This is a genomic window from Mesorhizobium sp. M1423 (assembly GCF_040317575.1).
GTDB lineage: Bacteria > Pseudomonadota > Alphaproteobacteria > Rhizobiales > Rhizobiaceae > Mesorhizobium.
Genome location: NZ_JAMYKU010000003.1, coordinates 188,191 through 204,724, shown reverse-complemented (window position 1 = coordinate 204,724; position 16,534 = coordinate 188,191). Strand labels below are relative to the sequence as shown.

General features: G+C 63.6%; 15 protein-coding genes. 9 read left to right on the top strand and 6 right to left on the bottom strand.

What is annotated here, in order from left to right; translation table 11 throughout:
• Nucleotides 1-113: 113 nt before the first annotated feature.
• Together NKG95_RS05830 and NKG95_RS05825 are read left to right on the top strand one after the other, a co-directional pair.
• A complete protein-coding gene (locus NKG95_RS05830) occupies nt 114-1,355 on the top strand; it encodes an acyl-CoA dehydrogenase family protein (RefSeq protein WP_352494541.1) in 1,242 nt (413 codons plus the stop codon).
• Nucleotides 1,327-2,379, top strand: a complete 1,053-nt coding sequence (locus NKG95_RS05825) for a phosphotransferase family protein (protein ID WP_502899448.1) — start codon at nt 1,327-1,329, stop codon at nt 2,377-2,379. The genes NKG95_RS05830 and NKG95_RS05825 overlap by 29 nt, the downstream gene beginning before the upstream one ends.
• Nucleotides 2,380-2,419: 40 nt before the next feature.
• Here NKG95_RS05825 and ftsZ read toward each other — a convergent pair whose 3' ends face one another.
• Together ftsZ and NKG95_RS05815 are read right to left on the bottom strand one after the other, a co-directional pair.
• Nucleotides 2,420-3,427: a cell division protein FtsZ gene (ftsZ, locus tag NKG95_RS05820; protein WP_023720665.1), complete on the bottom strand. Its 1,008-nt coding sequence runs from the start codon at nt 3,425-3,427 to the stop codon at nt 2,420-2,422.
• Nucleotides 3,428-3,637: 210 nt separating this feature from the next.
• The gene (locus NKG95_RS05815; RefSeq protein WP_353040168.1) at nt 3,638-4,756 is read right to left on the bottom strand and encodes an NAD(P)/FAD-dependent oxidoreductase; all 1,119 of its coding nucleotides are present in this window, start codon (nt 4,754-4,756) and stop codon (nt 3,638-3,640) included.
• A gap of 142 nt (nt 4,757-4,898) precedes the next feature.
• On the opposite strand from NKG95_RS05815, the gene NKG95_RS05810 reads away from it, so the two are divergent.
• Nucleotides 4,899-6,275 carry an aspartate aminotransferase family protein gene (locus tag NKG95_RS05810; RefSeq protein ID WP_353021371.1) on the top strand — a complete coding sequence of 459 codons (1,377 nt, stop codon included), beginning with the start codon at nt 4,899-4,901 and terminating at the stop codon, nt 6,273-6,275.
• 5 nt (nt 6,276-6,280) lie between these two features.
• On the opposite strand, the gene NKG95_RS05805 is transcribed toward NKG95_RS05810, so the two are convergent.
• The 4 genes from NKG95_RS05805 to NKG95_RS05790 all read right to left on the bottom strand — a co-directional run bounded on the left by NKG95_RS05805 (nt 6,281) and on the right by NKG95_RS05790 (nt 10,941).
• Nucleotides 6,281-7,381, bottom strand: coding sequence for an alcohol dehydrogenase family protein (locus NKG95_RS05805; RefSeq protein ID WP_353040167.1), 1,101 nt, complete (start codon nt 7,379-7,381; stop codon nt 6,281-6,283).
• A gap of 32 nt (nt 7,382-7,413) precedes the next feature.
• Nucleotides 7,414-8,793, bottom strand: a complete 1,380-nt coding sequence (locus NKG95_RS05800; RefSeq protein ID WP_353040166.1) for an aspartate aminotransferase family protein — start codon at nt 8,791-8,793, stop codon at nt 7,414-7,416.
• A gap of 34 nt (nt 8,794-8,827) precedes the next feature.
• Nucleotides 8,828-10,321 (bottom strand): NAD-dependent succinate-semialdehyde dehydrogenase, encoded by a 1,494-nt coding sequence (locus NKG95_RS05795; RefSeq protein WP_353040165.1) that lies wholly within the window; start codon nt 10,319-10,321, stop codon nt 8,828-8,830.
• A 128-nt stretch (nt 10,322-10,449) separates the two neighbouring features.
• Nucleotides 10,450-10,941, bottom strand: a complete 492-nt coding sequence (locus NKG95_RS05790; RefSeq protein WP_352548887.1) for an Lrp/AsnC family transcriptional regulator — start codon at nt 10,939-10,941, stop codon at nt 10,450-10,452.
• Between the two features lie 82 nt (nt 10,942-11,023).
• On the opposite strand from NKG95_RS05790, the gene ehuR reads away from it, so the two are divergent.
• The 6 genes from ehuR to eutA all read left to right on the top strand — a co-directional run bounded on the left by ehuR (nt 11,024) and on the right by eutA (nt 16,528).
• Nucleotides 11,024-12,409 carry a MocR-like ectoine utilization transcription factor EhuR gene (gene ehuR / locus NKG95_RS05785; protein ID WP_352856443.1) on the top strand — a complete coding sequence of 462 codons (1,386 nt, stop codon included), beginning with the start codon at nt 11,024-11,026 and terminating at the stop codon, nt 12,407-12,409.
• A gap of 122 nt (nt 12,410-12,531) precedes the next feature.
• Nucleotides 12,532-13,317, top strand: a complete 786-nt coding sequence (ehuA, locus tag NKG95_RS05780; protein WP_023720656.1) for an ectoine/hydroxyectoine ABC transporter ATP-binding protein EhuA — start codon at nt 12,532-12,534, stop codon at nt 13,315-13,317.
• A 65-nt stretch (nt 13,318-13,382) separates the two neighbouring features.
• A complete protein-coding gene (ehuB, locus tag NKG95_RS05775) occupies nt 13,383-14,234 on the top strand; it encodes an ectoine/hydroxyectoine ABC transporter substrate-binding protein EhuB (protein WP_353040164.1) in 852 nt (283 codons plus the stop codon).
• Between the two features lie 188 nt (nt 14,235-14,422).
• Nucleotides 14,423-15,082 carry an ectoine/hydroxyectoine ABC transporter permease subunit EhuC gene (gene ehuC / locus NKG95_RS05770; protein ID WP_023720654.1) on the top strand — a complete coding sequence of 220 codons (660 nt, stop codon included), beginning with the start codon at nt 14,423-14,425 and terminating at the stop codon, nt 15,080-15,082.
• Nucleotides 15,083-15,098: 16 nt separating this feature from the next.
• The gene (gene ehuD / locus NKG95_RS05765) at nt 15,099-15,758 is read left to right on the top strand and encodes an ectoine/hydroxyectoine ABC transporter permease subunit EhuD (RefSeq protein ID WP_023720653.1); all 660 of its coding nucleotides are present in this window, start codon (nt 15,099-15,101) and stop codon (nt 15,756-15,758) included.
• Entirely contained in the window at nt 15,755-16,528 is a 774-nt protein-coding gene (gene eutA, locus NKG95_RS05760) for an ectoine utilization protein EutA (protein WP_352484025.1), read from the top strand. Before ehuD ends, eutA begins: the two co-directional genes overlap by 4 nt.
• Nucleotides 16,529-16,534 lie beyond the last annotated feature (6 nt).

Below are 16,534 nucleotides of genomic sequence, written 5' to 3'. Positions count from 1 at the left end.
AGCTCACAGGCTGGTATCGCCATTGCCGTTGCTCACATTCGATGCCGGCAGCTACACTACCGTTTCGACCATCGAGATCGATGGCGGCATCTCGTTTCATCGTTGTGAGCGCCATGAATTTCGACATCCCCGTCCGCACCGAGGCCTTCCGCAGCCGGATCGCCGATTTCGTCGAGCGCGAAATCCTGCCGCTCGAGGCAGACAAGGCTTCCTATGACGGCCATGGCAACATCGCGCTGCCGCTGCTCGAAACGCTGCGGCCAAAGGCGAAGGCGGCTGGCCTGTGGTGCCTGCAGTTGAAACCCGAGACTGGCGGGGCGGGCCTTTCCAAGGTGGATATAGCTGTCTGCTATGAGGCGATGAACCGCTCGATCTTCGGTCCGGTCGTGTTCAATTCCGCGGCTCCCGACGACGGCAACATGATGGTGCTGGAACGGTTGGGGACGCCGGAGCAGAAACAGAGATGGCTGAAGCCGATCGTCGATGGCAAGGTGCGCTCGGCTTTCGCAATGACGGAACCGCATCCGGGCGGCGGGTCGGACCCGTCGATGATCATGACCAGAGCCGAGCGGCGCGGCGACAGATATGTCGTCAGCGGCCGCAAATGGTTTATCACCGGGGCGCAAGAGGCGAGCCATTTCATCCTTGTCGCACGCACCTCGGACGATCCGCGTCACGGCCTTTCGGCCTTGCTGTTCCACAAGGACCAGCCGGGCTGGCGGATCCTGCGGCGCATCGAGATCATGGGACCGGAAGAACATGGCGGCCATTGCGAGCTGGAATTCGACGGGCTTGAAATCCCGGTCGAGGACGTGCTTGCCGGCGAAGGCAGCGGCCTCAGGGTTACCCAGGTCCGGCTCGGTCCAGCGCGGCTCACCCATTGCATGCGCTGGCTCGGCCTTTCCAAGCGCTGCGTCGAAATCGCGCGCGCTTATGCCGCCGAGCGTAGCGGCTTCGGGCAGCTTTTGGCCGACCGCGAGAGTATCCAGCTGTTGCTCGGCGACCTTGCCATGCGCATCGAGATCGGTCGCTTGCTGGTGATGAAGGCGGCCTGGGAGCTCGATCGCGGTGGCTTTGCCCGCAAGGAGGTTTCCATGGCCAAGATCCAGGTCGCCAATGTGCTGCATGACGCCGCCGACGTGGCGATCCAGATCAACGGCGCCCGCGGCTATTCGAAAGACACCGTGCTCGAATGGATCTACCGCTATGCCCGCCAGGCTCGCCTGGTCGACGGCGCCGACGAGGTTCACAAGATGGTGCTCAATCGCTTCCTCAACGAGGAAGGTACAGGCTTCTGGCGCTGGCATGTCGAAGCCGGCACGCAAGATGACACAGGTCGCAGCGGGAACGGCTGAGCCGGCAATGAGGACGGATTTCGATCCAACGCGCCTGGAGGATTTTCTGAGAGCGCATTTTGGCGATGGCCAGATGTCGCTTGAGCGGATCGTCGGCGGCCAATCCAATCCGACCTATTTCGTCGACTATGGCGGCCGCCGCATGGTGCTGCGCAAGAAACCTCCGGGACCGATCCTGCGCGGCGCTCATGCCGTCGATCGCGAATACAGGGTGATCGAAGCGCTCGCGGAGACAGAGGTGCCGGTGCCGCGGCCGGTGCTCTTTCACGACGGCGACGAGCCGCTTGGCACGCCGTTCTATCTGATGCAGCGGCTCGACGGCCGGGTGTTCCACGATGGTGCGTTGCCGGGACTGGCGCCGGACGAGCGGCGCGGCATCTATTTCGGCATGGCCGAGGCGCTGGCAAAGCTGCACGCAGTCCGGCCGGAAGAAGTCGGGCTCGGCGATTATGGCCGTCCCGGGAACTATTTTGAGCGACAGATCGCGCGCTGGACCAGACAGTTGCGGGAATCGCCGAGCGAGCGCATCACCGCGCTCGAAGCCGTCGCCGAATGGCTGCCGCGACATCTTCCGCCAGATGACGGCCACGTCTCGATCGCGCATGGCGACTTCCGTTTCGGCAATCTCATCTTCCATCCCGAGCGGCCCGAAGTGATCGGCATACTCGACTGGGAGTTATCGACGCTTGGCAATCCGCTTGCCGATCTCGGCTTCTGCTCGATGCCCTGGCATTCCTCGCCTGACGAATATGGCGGCATCCTCGGCCTCGATCAGGCCGCGCTCGGGATTCCGACACAACGCGAATTCCTCGATCATTACTTCGCCCACGCCGTGCCGACGGCGCCGCTGCAACGGTTCCATCTGGTGTTTGCCATGTTCCGCTTTGCGGTGATCTTCGTCGGCATCGCCGACCGCGTGCTGGCCGGCAGCGCGGTTGCGGCCGATGCGGCGGATGTGGCACCGCTGGCCGGCCATTTCGCTGCACGCGCCATGGAAGTCATCGACGGCGCGCGGCCCTGGTGAGGAGAGGCTGGCAATCGGCTGAGCGAGCCGCGATACGCGTTCAGTTCATTCGAACTTCCGGTTCCGCCAGCAGTGGAATCTCCAGGCCACGCCGCAAGCCGGTGGCGACGACCGACACCCTGAATTTTCCGGCGAGTGCCTTGTCGAAGATGGCGCCGACGATGATGTCGGCATCGTTGTCGACCTCCTCGCGGATGCGGGTAGCCGCTTCATCGACCTCGAACAGCGTCATGTCCATGCCGCCCGATATCGAGACAAGGACGCCCTTGGCGCCCATCATCGAAGCTTCGTCGAGCAGCGGGTTGGCGATTGCCGCTTCCGCCGCCTTCTTGGCACGGCCTTCTCCGGCGGCCTCGCCGGTTCCCATCATGGCGCGGCCCATGTCGCGCATCACCGACTTCACATCGGCGAAGTCGAGATTGATCAGCCCTTCCTTGACGATCAGATCGGTGATGCAGCCGACACCTGCATAGAGAACCCGGTCGGCCATGGCGAATGCGTCGGCGAACGTGGTTCTGGCGTCGGCGATCCTGAACAGGTTCTGGTTGGGGATGACGATGACGGTATCGGCGCTTTCGCGCAGGCGCTCGATGCCGTCATCGGCAGCGTGCATGCGGCGCCTGCCTTCGAAGACGAATGGCTTGGTGACGACGGCGACGGTCAGTATTCCAGCTGCCCGCGCTGCCTGCGCTATAACAGGCGCGGCACCTGTTCCGGTTCCACCTCCCATGCCGGCGGTCACGAAGCACATATGCGTTCCAGCAAGGTGATCCATGATCTCGTCGATGGATTCCACGGCCGCGGCACGGCCGACCTCGGGCAGGGACCCGGCGCCCAGACCTTCGGTGATATGAGCGCCCAACTGGATCAGCCTCGTTGCCTTCGACATGGCAAGGGCCTGGGCATCGGTGTTGGCGACGATGAATTCCGCGCCCTGCAGGCCTTCGGCGATCATGTTGTTGACGGCGTTGCCGCCGCCGCCGCCGACCCCGACGACGGTGATCTTAGGCCTCATCTCCGAGATTACCGGCCTCGTCGCGGTGTTCATTGCCGTTCTCCCTGGATACGCCGAGTGGTCGCTGGAAGCTTGTCCCGGGCGCACTGCGAAAACTTTGAACCGGGCAGTGCGAATCAGAACAGCCCAGAATGCAGGGAATCAGAGCGCGGAGCGGGCTGCAAGTGCGCGATGTGCCTCTTAGGCGACTTGCGCCTGAAAGTTCACGCAATGCGCCTCAGATCGTGGCGCGGGCGCCGCACGCTACAACTTCGGCGCGAGGCGCTGCGCGACATGATCGGCAATCGCCAGGCAGGAGGTCAGGCCGGGGCTTTCGATGCCGAACAGGTTGAGCAGGCTGTCCACGCCATGCACCGCCACGTCCTGGATGACGAAGTCGGCATTGGCCTCACCGGGACCGGACAGTTTTGGCCGGATGCCGCTATAGGCGGGCTGCAGGCTGCCATCGGCCAGGTCCGGCCAGTATTTGCGGATCTCGCTGTAGAAGCGCTCGCCACGAGCTGGATCGACGCGATAGTCGAGTTGATCAGTCCATTCGACGTCCGGCCCGAAGCGGGTGACGCCGTCGAGATCGAGCGTCAGATGAACACCGAGTCCGCCTGGTTCGGGTACTGGATAGATCAGCCGCGAGAAGGGCGCCCGGCCGGCCACCGAAAAATAATTGCCTTTGGCGTAATGGAGCTTTGGCACGAACTGCTGATCTAGCCCTTCAAGCGAGCGGGCAAGCGCTGCGGCGCTAAGCCCGGCCGCATTGACGAAGCGTGTGGTGGCAATCTCGAAGCGCTCGCCGCCGGTAGCGTCCACCGTGTCGAGCACGACGCGGCCCGCTTCGATGCGGCCGGCGGCGACGCGGGTGTTGAGGCTGAGTGCCGCCCCGTGCTCCTCGGCATCAGCCAGCAAGGCAAGCATCAGGGCATGGCTGTCGACGATCCCGGTGGCCGGCGACAGCAGCGCCGCCGTGCACTTGAGGCTGGGCTCCAGCGCATGTGCCTCGGCTTCGCTCAAGGGCGCCAGGTCGCCGGCGCCGCAAGCGCGCGCATTGGCCCGGATCGAGGCGAGCACCGGCTCCTGTTCGGCATTTGTGGCGACGATGAGCTTGCCGCAGCGCAAATGCGGGATCGCACGCTCGTCGCAGTAGCGATAGAGCTTTTCCCGGCCCGCCACGCAGAACCGGGCTTTCAGCGATCCAACTGGATAGTGGAGGCCGGCGTGGATGACCTCGGAATTGCGCGAACTTGTTCCGGTGCCGATGGCGCTCTCGGCTTCCAGCACCAGCGTGTCGATGCCGCGCTTCGCCATCTCTCGCGCGATCGCCAGGCCAACGACGCCGGCGCCGGCGACAATGCAGTCGATTTGGTCCACGATCAGGTCAAGCCGAAGTTCTGCATGCGTCCATCCATCCGCTGGCCCTGTCGAAAGCGCTTGACACTATATCGTTCGAGAAAGATGCATCAAACCGCATAATGCACGGGGCCTGCCGATGCGGACCCGCACAGGAGCCATCATGGACGCACGACCGAACTCCCCCGAAGCCCGCGACATAAGCTTTCACATGCATGGCTACACCAACGCCCGCAAGCATCAGGAGGCAGGGCCGCTCGTCATCGAGAAGGGCGACGGCATCTATGTCGAGGACCTCGCCGGCAACCGCTATATCGAGGCGATGGCCGGGCTTTGGAGCGTCGCGGTCGGTTTTTCGGAGAGGCGGCTGGTCGATGCGGCGGTACGGCAAATGTCGAAGCTGCCTTACTATCACGACTTCGGCTCCAAATCGCATTCACCGCTGATCGATCTTGCCGAGAGACTGGTGCAGATGGCGCCGGTGCCGATGAGCAAGGCGTATTTCACCAATTCCGGCTCCGAGGCCAACGATACGGCCATGAAGATGATCTGGTACCGGTCGAATGCGCTCGGCCAGCCGGCGCGCAAGAAGATCGTCAGCCGCAAGAAGGGCTATCACGGCGTCACCATTGCCTCGGCGAGCCTGACCGGACTGCCCAACAACCACATCTCGTTCGATCTGCCGATCGCCAATGTGCTGCATACCTCGACACCGCACCATTGGCGCGAGGCGCTGCCGGGTGAAAACGAAGAGCAGTTTTCGAGCCGGCTCGCCGACGAGCTGGAAAAGCTGATCCTGGCCGAAGGACCGGAAACCATCGCCGCCTTCTTCGGCGAACCGATCATGGGTGCTGGCGGCGTCATTGTTCCGCCTTCCGGCTACTGGGAAAAGATCCAGGCGGTGCTGTCGAGATACGACATCCTGCTGGTCGCCGACGAGGTGATCTGCGGCTTCGGCAGGACAGGTGAGATGTTCGGCTCGCAGACCTTCGGCATCAGGCCCGACATCATGGTGCTGTCGAAGCAGATCTCTTCGTCCTATCTGCCGATCTCGGCCTTGCTGATCAACGACAAGGTGTTCCAGCCGATTGCCGACGAAAGCAATCGTATCGGCACCTTCGGCCACGGCTTCACCGGCGGCGGCCATCCTGTTGCGGCAGCGGTCGCGCTCGAGAACCTGAAGCTGATCGAGGAGCGCGACCTTGTCGGCAATGCGCGTGCGGTCGGCGCGCATATGCAGAAGCGGCTGCGCACGCTCGCTTCGCACCCGCTTGTCGGCGAGGTGCGCGGCATCGGCCTGATCGCGGCGGTCGAACTCGTCGGCGACAAGGCGAACAAGGCGCCGTGGGGGAAGACCGGTGAACTGGGCGGGCTCGTCAACGGCTTCATGCAGCAGAACGGCGTCATCTCGCGCAATATGGGCGATGCGCTGGCTTTCTGCCCGCCGCTGATCATCACCGAGCCGCAGGTCGACCAGGTGATCGACGCGTTTGAAAGATCGCTCGAGGCTGCCGTCAAGCAGGTCCGATCGCCAAGCTGATCGCGCTATTTAGCGATGCCGACCGCATCCGGCACGACGACCAGCTTGCCAACGAAATCCTTGGCGATGAAATCGGCTTGGGCGCGATGGAAATCGGACAGCTTGTAGACGCCGCCGACCAGCGGCCGGATCTTCTTCTCCTCGATGTAGCGCACGATGCGGCGGAAATCCGCCCGTGTGCCCTGGCTCGAGCCATGCAGTTGCAGCTGTTTCAGATACATGGTGCGCAGATCTAGCTGCACGACGGGGCCGGCAATTGCACCAGCCGTGGTGTAGCGGCCTTCCGGCCTCAAGATGCGCAGGAGGTCGTTGAAGATCGCGCCGCCGACCAGATCGGCGACGACGTCGATCGGCTGGCCCCCGGTCGCCGCGCTGACGGCGGCCGGCAGATCGGCAACGCCACGGGTGATCACCGCCTCGGCGCCGATGTCACGCACGGCCTGTTCCTTGCCCTTGCCGGCAATTGCATAGGGAATGGCGCCGCGCGCCCGCGCCAGCTGCACGATGCCGGAGCCGACGCCGCCCGAGGCGCCGGTGACCAGCACACGCTCGCCGGCTTTCAACGCGGCGCGTTCCAGCATCTGCTCGCCGGTGAGATAGGCGCAGCAGAAAGTGGCGAGCTCGACATCGCTAAGATCGGTGTCGACGACATGGGCGTTCTCGGCAGGCACTGTCTGGTATTCGGCATAGCCGCCGTCGCGGCCATGGCCCATATAGTCGATGTCGGCGAGTGAATCGTCGTCGCGATTGTAGATAGAGAAATCGACCATCACCCGCTCGCCGATGCGGGCCCGCGACACGCCGTCGCCGACGGCAACGATGTTGCCGACCGTGTCGGTGCCCTGGATGCGCGGGAAGGTCAGCGTATTGCCCTGTCGACGCCAGGTCGACACAGCGGCGGCATCCTCCTCAGTGCCATACGCGCCCTGTCGCACCCAGACATCGGTGTTGTTCATACCGCAAGCGGTGACCTTGACCAGCACCTCACCCGGGGCGGGCGAGGGTACTTTGACGTCGGTGCGGTAGACGAGCTTTTCCGGTCCGCCGTGCCCGATCAACTGCACGGCGGCCATGGTGGCGGGGATGGTCTTGGTCATGGCATTCATGTCGGTTCTTCAGATGTTGGCATGTCGGTTCTTCAGATGTTGGCAAACACGCTCTTCACCGCATCGGCCGTCTTGGAGACGACGATGTCTGCCTCTTCCCGCGTCAGGCAGAGCGGCGGCGCAAAACCGAGAATGTCGCCCTGCGGCATGGCGCGGCCGATGACGCCGCTTGCCGCAAGCGCGGTCGCGATCTGCGGACCGATCTTCTGCGAGGCATCGAAGAACACGCGATCGTTCTTGTCGGCGACGAACTCGATTGCCGCCAGCATGCCGTCGCCGCGCACCTCGCCGACGTTTTTGTGGCCACCGACGGCTTTCGTCAGCTCGGCGCGGAAATAGGCGCCGGTCTCGCCGGCGTTCCGTACCAGGTCCATCTCGTCGATCAGTTCCAGGTTGGCGACGCCGGCGGCGACGCAGATCGGATGCGCCGAATAGGTCCAGCCATGGCCGAGCGAGCCGAGCTTGTCGGAACCCTGCACCAGCACCTGCCAGACCTTGTCGGAGACGATGACTCCGGAGAGCGGCGCATAGGCCGAGGTCAGGCCTTTGGCGATGGTAATCAGGTCGGGCTTGATGCCGTAATGGTCGGAGCCGAACATGGTGCCCAGCCGGCCGAAGCCGGTGACGACCTCGTCGGCAACCAGCAGCACGTCGTACTTCTTCAGCACCGCCTGGATCTTCTCCCAGTAGCCGGCCGGCGGCGGCACGATGCCGCCGGTGCCGAGAATCGGCTCACCGATGAAGGCGGCGACCGTTTCCGGCCCTTCGGCGAGGATCATCTCCTCGAGCTTGTCAGCGCAGTATTGCGAAAACTGCTCCTCGCTCAGCGAGCGGTCGGCGCGGCGGAAATAGTAGGGCGCCTCCGTGTGCAGGACCGGCGCACGCGGCAGGTCGAAGGCGTTGTGGAAAAGGTCGAGGCCGGTCAGCGATCCGGTCATGATGCCGGAGCCGTGATAACCGCGCCAGCGCGAGATGATCTTCTTCTTCTCGGGCCGGCCGAGCACGTTGTTGTAGTACCAGATCAGCTTGATGTTGGTTTCGTTGGCGTCGGAACCGGAGAGCCCGAAATAGACCCTCGACATGCCTTGCGGCGCGCGGTCGATGATCATCTTGGAAAGCGTGATCGATGCCTCGGTGCCGTGGCCGACATAAGCATGATAATAGGCGAGGTTCTTGGCCTGTGCGGCGATGGCGTCGGCGATCTTCTGGCGGCCATAGCCGACATTGACGCAGTAGAGCCCGGCGAAGGCATCGATGCTCTTCTTACCGTTATTGTCCCAGATGGTGACGCCTTCGCCGCCGGCGATCACACGCGTCGGGCTCTCGCCACGCGCGTGGGTGCCCATATGGGTCGAGGGATGGAAGAAGTGATCGCGATCCCAGGCGGCGAGTTCGTTTGACTGGTCGAGCATTTTTAACTCCTAAAGGGAAAGTGTCGGGCGCGGCTTACGCCTCGTCGAGGCAGAGATATTTGAGATCGGTAAAGGCTTCGAGCCCGTGACGCGAGCCCTCGCGGCCGATGCCGGACTGCTTGACGCCGCCGAACGGGATCGGCGCGCCGGTGATGTTGACCCGGTTGATGGCGACCATGCCATAGTCGAGCGCGCGGCCCATGCGCAATTGGCGGCCACCGTTTTCAGTGACGACATAGGCGACGAGGCCGTATTCGGTGGCGTTGGCGCGGGCGACGACTTCGTCTTCGCTGTCGAAGGGCGTCACGGCGGCAACCGGACCGAAGGTCTCCTCGCGCATGATCAAAGCGTCGTCTCCAACATCGGCGAGCAGGGTCGGCTGGTAGAACAACGGCCCAGCCGGATGGCGCTTGCCGCCGGTCAGGCAACGCGCGCCTTTGGCGAGCGCATCGGCGACCTGCTCCTCGACCTTCTTGACAGCGCGTTCGTGCATCAAGGGTCCGATTTCGGTGTCGTCAGCGAGGCCATTGCCGGCCCGCAATGCCTCGACGCGTTTGGCGAAAGCAGCGCAGAACCGATCGTATAGCGGACGCTGGACATAGATGCGGTTGGCGGCGAGGCAGTCCTGGCCGGAGGTGGCGAATTTGGCGTCGACGGCGATGGCCACAGCCTTGTCGAGATCGGCGTCGGCGAAGACGATCAGCGGCGCATGACCGCCGAGTTCCATCACCAGACGCTTCATCGTCGGCGCACTCTGCGCGGCGATCAACCTGCCGACCTCGGTCGAGCCGGTGAAGCTCATGGCGCGAACGCGCGGGTCTTCGCACATCCGCCCAACGATGGTCGAAGCCTTGCCGGTGAGGACGTTGAACACGCCAGCCGGCAGGCCGGCACGTTCGCCAAGCTCGGCCAGCGCCAGTGCGGACAGCGGCGTTTCCGAGGAAGGGTGCGCGGCGATGGTACAGCCGGCGGCAAGAGCGGCAGCCGCCTTGCGGGTCAGCATGGCCGCTGGAAAATTCCACGGCGTGACCACGCCGACGACGCCGAGCGGCTCGCGCCGCACCATCATCTCGGCGTTTGGCAAATGGCTGGTGACGCTTTCGGCGTTGAGGCGTTTGGCCTCCTCGGCATACCATTCGACAAAAGAGGCGGCGTAGTCGATCTCGCCGAGCGATTCTTTCAGCGGCTTGCCTTGTTCGAGCGTCATCAGCAGAGCCAGGTCATTTTTGGCAGCGATGATCAGATCGAACCACTTTCGCAGTATTTTGGACCGTTCCTGCGGCAGCAATGTGCGCCAGGCAGGAAAGGCGCGCGATGCCGCATCGATCGCCAATGTGGTCTGCCGGGCATCGAGCGCGGCAACGAAAGCGACGGTGGATCCGGTGGCCGGATCGGTCACCTCGAAACTCTCCGCGGTCTCGCTTGCCGTCCAGTGGCCATCGACATAGGCGAGTTCACGCAGCAGCCGTCGGTCGGCGAGGCGATCAAGCGCTTCATGGCGCTGCGAGCGGGCAAAATGTGCGGACATCATCGGGCTCCCGGTTCGGGTGATGCCGCAAGACTATCTCTGCCGCGCAAACAGAGAGGCTGTTTCGGTGCCTGCCACGTAGAGAGATTGTCTCTATTGCATCGCCCGGGCAGACGATCTCTCCTGTATCAGGAAGATGCGGGCAGCAGATCGGCCACTGGCAGCACACTCTCCTCCTTCACCGTCTTGGTGACGATGTAGGTGAAATAGCGGTCTATGCCGATCTCGCGTTCGAGCAGAGTGTCAACCAGCCGCTGATAGGCGTCGATGTCGCGCGCCATCACCTTCAGCAGGTAATCGACGCCGCCACCGACAGACCAGCAGGCGACGATCTCGGGGATGTCGCGGATGACGCGCTCGAAACGGTCGAAATCGGCCTGGCGGTGGCTGGCCAGCGTCACCTCCATCAGCACGGTGGCGACCGGCGCGATGGCACGCATGGCGATCCTGGCGTGATAGCCGGAGACGATGCCGGCCTTTTCCAGCTTGCGCAGCCGCATCCAGCACGGCGTCGGCGACAGGCCGACCTTCTCGGCCAGCGCCAGCTTGGTGATGCGGCCGTCGCGCTGGATGGCCTCGAGGATTTTCAGGTCGATCGGATCGAGTTTCGCTGCAGCCATGATCGTCCGCTTCCAGTGCCGGACACCATGACGGCGCATTATTTCGATTGTCAATTGCACTGATTTCGATCTCTAATAAGTCATGACATTATGGCGACCAGATCCCGCTCTTATCCGGCGGCCGGCCTACCAATCGCTCGCCGACCAGTTCGCGCGGGCCATCCATGACGGGCGCCTGGCCAATGGCGCTCGGTTGCCGACACACCGGCAGTTGGCCGACGATCTCCAACTTTCCGTGCAGACGGTCAGCCGCGCCTATGAGGAGCTGATCCGCCGCGGGCTGGTGTCCGGCGAGGTCGGCCGCGGCAGCTTCGTGCAGACGCAGCGCCGCGAGCCGGAGCCGCCCTATTTGCCGGAGCGGCTGGGTGAGGTCATCGACCTCTCTATCCTGAAGCCGGTCTGCGAACCGATGCATCTGGAGCGGCTGAAGCAGGCGCTGGGCTGGCTCGCCGAAAACCTGCCGTCGAGCTCGGCGCTGTCGTTCAGGCCGAACATGGTGTTCCCGCGCCACCGCGCGGTGGGTGTCGAGTGGCTACGCTTCTGCGGCCTCGACGCGTCGCCGCAGAACATCAGCCTGACCAACGGCGCCACCGCAGGGATGACAGTGGCGCTGATGAGCGTGGCGCCGCCCGGTTCGACCGTCGCCACCGAGGCGATCGGCCATCACACACTGATCCCGCTGGCGCGTTATCTCGGTTTCAACCTCGAGGGTTTGCCGATCGACGACAATGGGCTGATCCCGGAAGCGCTGGACGAGGCCTGCCGGCTGTCGGACATCCGCGCGGTGTTCGTGCAGCCCTCGGTGATCAACCCTACGGCGACGCTGATGGACGCCGCCCGGCGCGAACAGATTGCCGCCGTTGCGCGCAGGCATGACATCGCCATTATCGAAAACGACGTCCTCGGCCCGCTGGTCGAGGACCGGCCGCCGCCGGTCGCGGCGTTTGCACCCGAGCGCACGCTCTACGTCACCTCCTTCACCAAGATCGTGGTGCCGGGCCTGCGCATCGGCTATCTCGCGGCACCCGATCGTTATGTCGCCGCGGTTGCCAACCGCCACCTCGTCTCGAACTGGATGGCGACGCCGCTGGTGGCCGAGATCGCCACCAAATGGGTGACCGACGGCACCGCGATGGAACTCGTTCGGTGGCAGCGGATGGCTTTGCGGCGGCGTCTGGACATCGCCGCCGAGGCGCTCGCCGGAGTGGACTATCGGGCTCATCGCGACGGGCTGCATGTCTGGCTGCAACTGCCCGATGATCGCGGCGAGGAAGGCTTTGTTTCCCAGGCCCGCCTGCAGGGCGTGGCGATCGCGCCCGGCACGTCGTTTCGCATTTCGCAGATGCCTTGGCATCCAGCCGTGCGGATTTCGCTGGGCTCGACCACGGAGGGGGAACTGCGTGCCGGTCTCGGCGTTGTCACCAAGCTTCTGCTCGGCGATCCCGAGCATCTCCTGCTTGCGATCTAGGCAACAATTGGCGGGGAATTGTGCGGAGTCCGAAATATTGTCATGATATTATTTTCTTGATTGACATGATTTGCCGCGATCCGCATCGTTAAAGGCACAGCTTCTCCATCACGGGAAATTCATTGTCGGCGCCCATCATCAAGATCGACGGCATTTCGAAAAGCTTCGGCACCTTCAAGGTGCTGGATGGCCTCTCGATGCAGGTCATGCCCGGCGAGAAGCTGGCGCTGATCGGCCCGTCGGGTTCGGGAAAAACGACGATCCTGCGCATACTGATGACGCTAGAGCGTATCGACAGCGGCCATATTCAGGTCGACGGCGAGCAGCTGTACCACATGGAGCGTAACGGCCGGCTGCTGACGGCGGATGAACGGCATTTGGCAAAGATGCGCCAGAAGATCGGCATGGTCTTCCAACTGTTCAATCTGTTTCCGCACAAATGCGTCATCGACAATGTGACGCTGGCACCGATGCTGACCAAAGCCATGCCGCGGGCCGCCGCCGAAAAGCGGGCGATGGAGCTGCTCGACATGGTCGGCATGGTCGACAAGGCCAAAGCGATGCCGGCGCAGCTTTCCGGCGGACAGAAGCAGCGCGTCGCGATTGCCCGGGCGCTGGCGCTGTCGCCGAAGATCATGCTGTTCGACGAGGTCACCTCGGCGCTCGACCCGGAACTCGTCGACGAGGTGCTCAACGTCATGCGCAAGCTCGCCGCCGAGACCGACATGACCATGCTGCTGGTCACCCACGAGATGGGTTTCGCCCATGACTTCGCCGACCGGGTGCTGTTCTTCGATCGCGGCAGAATAGTCGAGGAAGGCAAGCCCGACGAGATTTTCCGCCATCCCAAACAGGAGCGTACGCAAGGTTTCCTGAAGAAGATCATTGCGGCCGGACATCGGGTCTGACTGCCATGCGAGGCGGCGACGCCTCAAGCAAGCCAAGAAGACAGACAAACAAGGAGTTGGGAACAATGAAGAAATTTGCCATTTTGGCCGGCGTCGCCGGTATTGCGCTGACGGCGGTGCTGGCCGCCTCGACGGCCGGCTCGGCCGATGACAGCAAGCTCGAGCAGCTCAAGGCGCAAGGCTTTGCCCGCGTCGCCATCGCCAACGAGCCGCCCTATACGGCGGTCGCTGCCGACGGCAAGGTTTCGGGTGCGGCGCCCGACGTTGCCCGTGAAATCTTCAAGCGCCTTGGCGTCAACGATATCGTTGCCTCGATTTCGGAATATGGCGCGATGATCCCCGGCCTGCAGGCCGGCCGCTTCGACGTCGTCACCGCCGGCCTGTTCATGAAACCGGAGCGCTGCGCGGCGGTCGTCTATTCGGAGCCGGTGCTGTGCGACGCCGAGGCGATGCTGGTGAAGAAGGGAAACCCGAAGGGCTTCAAGAGCTATGAGGATGTCGCCAAGGACACCAGCGCGACGATCGGCGCGCCGGGCGGCGGTACCGAGGAGAAGCTGGCGCTCACCGCCGGCGTGCCGCGCGAGCGCGTCATCGTTGTGCCGGACGGCCAGAGCGGCCTGAAGATGCTGCAGGACGGCCGCATCGATGCCTATTCGCTGCCGGTGCTGTCGATCAACGACCTGGTCAAGAAAGCCAATGATCCGAACCTCGAAGTCATCGCGCCGGTGGTCGGTGCGCCGGTCTATTGCGATGGTGCGGCCTTCAAAAAGGGCGACGAAGCGCTACGTGATGCCTATGATGTCGAGCTGGCGAAACTGAAGAAGTCCGGCGAGTTCGCCAAGATCATCGAACCCTACGGCTTCTCGGCGGCGGCGGCGATGTCGACGAGCCGCGACAAGCTCTGCTCGGCGAAGTAGGCGCGTTCTTCCTTCTCCCCGTTGACGGGGAGAAGGTGGCCCGAAGGGCCGGATGAGGGGCGACGCCCAGCTTTTGACAGATTGGCTCTGCCCCTCATCTGCCTGCCGGCATCTTCTCCCCGTGAACGGGGAGAAGGACGCTGAAGTGATCGCCTCGCCAAATATTCAATGCGGAGCCCTTTCGACCAATGACCCAATGGTCCGGCTATTTCGGCCTGATTTTGCAAGGAGCGCTTGTCACCATCGAGCTGACGCTGATGGGGTCGGTGCTGGCCTTGATCATGGCCTTTCTTGCCGGGCTGGGGCGGCTGTCGCGGTTTTTTGTGCTACGCGCGCTGGCCACCGCCTATATCGAGTTCTTCCGCGGCACCTCGATCTTCGTGCAGCTGTTCTGGGCCTATTTCGTGCTGCCTTTCGCCGGCATCTCGCTGACGCCGCTGCAGGCCGGCGTGCTGGCGCTGGGCCTGAATGTCGGGGCCTATGCGGCGGAAGTGGTGCGCGGCGCCATCAAGTCGATCGGCCGCGAACAATACGAGGCCTGCACCGCGCTCAATCTCGGCCGCTGGCAAGCCATGCGCCATATCATCCTGCCACAGGCACTGCTGGTGATGCTGCCGACCTTCGGCAACAACGCCATTGAATTGCTCAAGGCCACCGCCGTCGTCTCGCTGATCTCGCTTGCCGACCTGACCTTCCAGGCGCAGGTGGTGCGCTCGCAGACCGGCAACACGCTGGTGCCGTTCAGCACCATTCTCGTCATCTATTTCGTGCTGGCGCTACTCATCTCATGGGGCGTGCGGTCGCTGGAACGCCGCATGGCGCGCGGCCTCGACGGGGTGCGCGTCTGATGGATCGGGCTCTGTAATGGAATGGGATTGGGATTTTGTCCGGCAGATCCTGCCGACGCTGATCCAGGGGGTGAAGATCACCATTCTGGCGACGCTGCTCGGCTCGGTGCTGGCGGCCATCGTTGGGCTGGGCATCGCGTTGGCGCGCCGTTCGCCGAACAGGGCTCTGTCGCGCACGATCGGCTTCCTTGCCGAGTTCATCCGCGGCACGCCGCTATTGGTGCAGCTCTATTTCATCTTCTACGTGCTGCCGGATTTCGGCGTCCTGTTGCCGCCGCTGGTGGCGGGCGTCATCGGTCTCGGGCTGCATTACGGCACCTACACAGCCGAGGTCTACCGCGCCGGCATCGATAATGTGCCGCGCGGCCAATGGGAAGCGGCCAAGGCCTGCAATCTGAACGCCACGCAGACCTGGACGCACATCATCATGCCGCAGGCGATCCCGCCGATGATCCCGGCGCTTGCCAATTATTTCATCGCCATGTTCAAAGAGACGCCGCTGCTGTCGGCGATCACCGTGCTGGAACTGATGAACCAGGCCAAGAGCGTCGCCAATACCTATTATCGGTATATCGAACCGATCACCTTGGTCGGCGCCTTCTTCCTCGCCATCAGCCTGTTCTCGGTGGTGCTGCTGCGCTGGCTGGAACACCGTTATGGGCGGATCGAACGATGAGCGCTGCACCCGATATCCGCCTGCGCTCGGCCCGTCCAGCGCTCGATGCACGTCCGCTGGAAAAGCGGGTCGGCCTGATTATCCTTGCCACCGACCATACGAGCGAACCGGATTTTCACCGCATGGTGGCAAGCGATCGTATCGGCGTCTATGTCGCGCGTATTCCCTACGCCAACCCGACGACGCCGGAGAATTTGCGCAAGATGCAGCCGTCACTGACGGCGGGCGCGGCCCTGATCCTTCCTGACGAACCGCTCGATGCGATCTGCTATTCCTGCACCTCGGCCTCCGTCGTGATCGGCGATGCCGAAATCGAGGCGGCGGTGAAGGCCGCGAAACCCGGCGCGCCGGTGGTGACGCCGCCGATGGCCGGAGTGCGCGGCCTGAAGGCGCTGGGCGCCAGGACAATCAGCATCCTCACCCCCTATACGGTCGAGACGAGCCGGCCAATGGCGGCCTATTTCGCGGCACACGGTTTCGAGATCGCCAGCTTCACTTGCCTCGGCTTCGAGGATGACCGCGAGATGGCGCGGATTGCGCCGAAATCCTTGGTCGATCTGGCCCGCGAGGCGACGGCCCCGCAGGCCGACGCGCTGTTCGTGTCCTGCACGGCGCTGCGGTCGGCGCTGGCAGTTGTCGGTATGGAAGAAGCCATCGGCCGTCCCGTCGTCACCAGCAACCAGGCGACAGCCTGGAATTGCCTGCGGCTTTGCGGCGACGACGAGCCACGCCCCGAATTCGGCCGCCTGATGACGCTGCCGTTGAACTGATTGCAG

Excerpts from the sequence above, each read along its gene's own strand:
- NKG95_RS05830 (WP_352494541.1), top strand. The coding sequence starts at position 114 with ATGAATTTCGACATCCCCGTCCGCACCGAGGCCTTCCGCAGCCGGATC.
- NKG95_RS05825 (WP_502899448.1), top strand. The coding sequence starts at position 1,327 with ATGACACAGGTCGCAGCGGGAACGGCTGAGCCGGCAATGAGGACGGAT.
- ftsZ (WP_023720665.1), bottom strand. The coding sequence starts at position 3,427 with ATGAACACCGCGACGAGGCCGGTAATCTCGGAGATGAGGCCTAAGATC.
- NKG95_RS05810 (WP_353021371.1), top strand. The coding sequence starts at position 4,899 with ATGGACGCACGACCGAACTCCCCCGAAGCCCGCGACATAAGCTTTCAC.
- NKG95_RS05805 (WP_353040167.1), bottom strand. The coding sequence starts at position 7,381 with ATGAATGCCATGACCAAGACCATCCCCGCCACCATGGCCGCCGTGCAG.
- NKG95_RS05800 (WP_353040166.1), bottom strand. The coding sequence starts at position 8,793 with ATGCTCGACCAGTCAAACGAACTCGCCGCCTGGGATCGCGATCACTTC.
- NKG95_RS05795 (WP_353040165.1), bottom strand. The coding sequence starts at position 10,321 with ATGTCCGCACATTTTGCCCGCTCGCAGCGCCATGAAGCGCTTGATCGC.
- NKG95_RS05790 (WP_352548887.1), bottom strand. The coding sequence starts at position 10,941 with ATGGCTGCAGCGAAACTCGATCCGATCGACCTGAAAATCCTCGAGGCC.
- ehuR (WP_352856443.1), top strand. The coding sequence starts at position 11,024 with ATGACATTATGGCGACCAGATCCCGCTCTTATCCGGCGGCCGGCCTAC.
- ehuB (WP_353040164.1), top strand. The coding sequence starts at position 13,383 with ATGAAGAAATTTGCCATTTTGGCCGGCGTCGCCGGTATTGCGCTGACG.
- ehuC (WP_023720654.1), top strand. The coding sequence starts at position 14,423 with ATGACCCAATGGTCCGGCTATTTCGGCCTGATTTTGCAAGGAGCGCTT.
- ehuD (WP_023720653.1), top strand. The coding sequence starts at position 15,099 with ATGGAATGGGATTGGGATTTTGTCCGGCAGATCCTGCCGACGCTGATC.
- eutA (WP_352484025.1), top strand. The coding sequence starts at position 15,755 with ATGAGCGCTGCACCCGATATCCGCCTGCGCTCGGCCCGTCCAGCGCTC.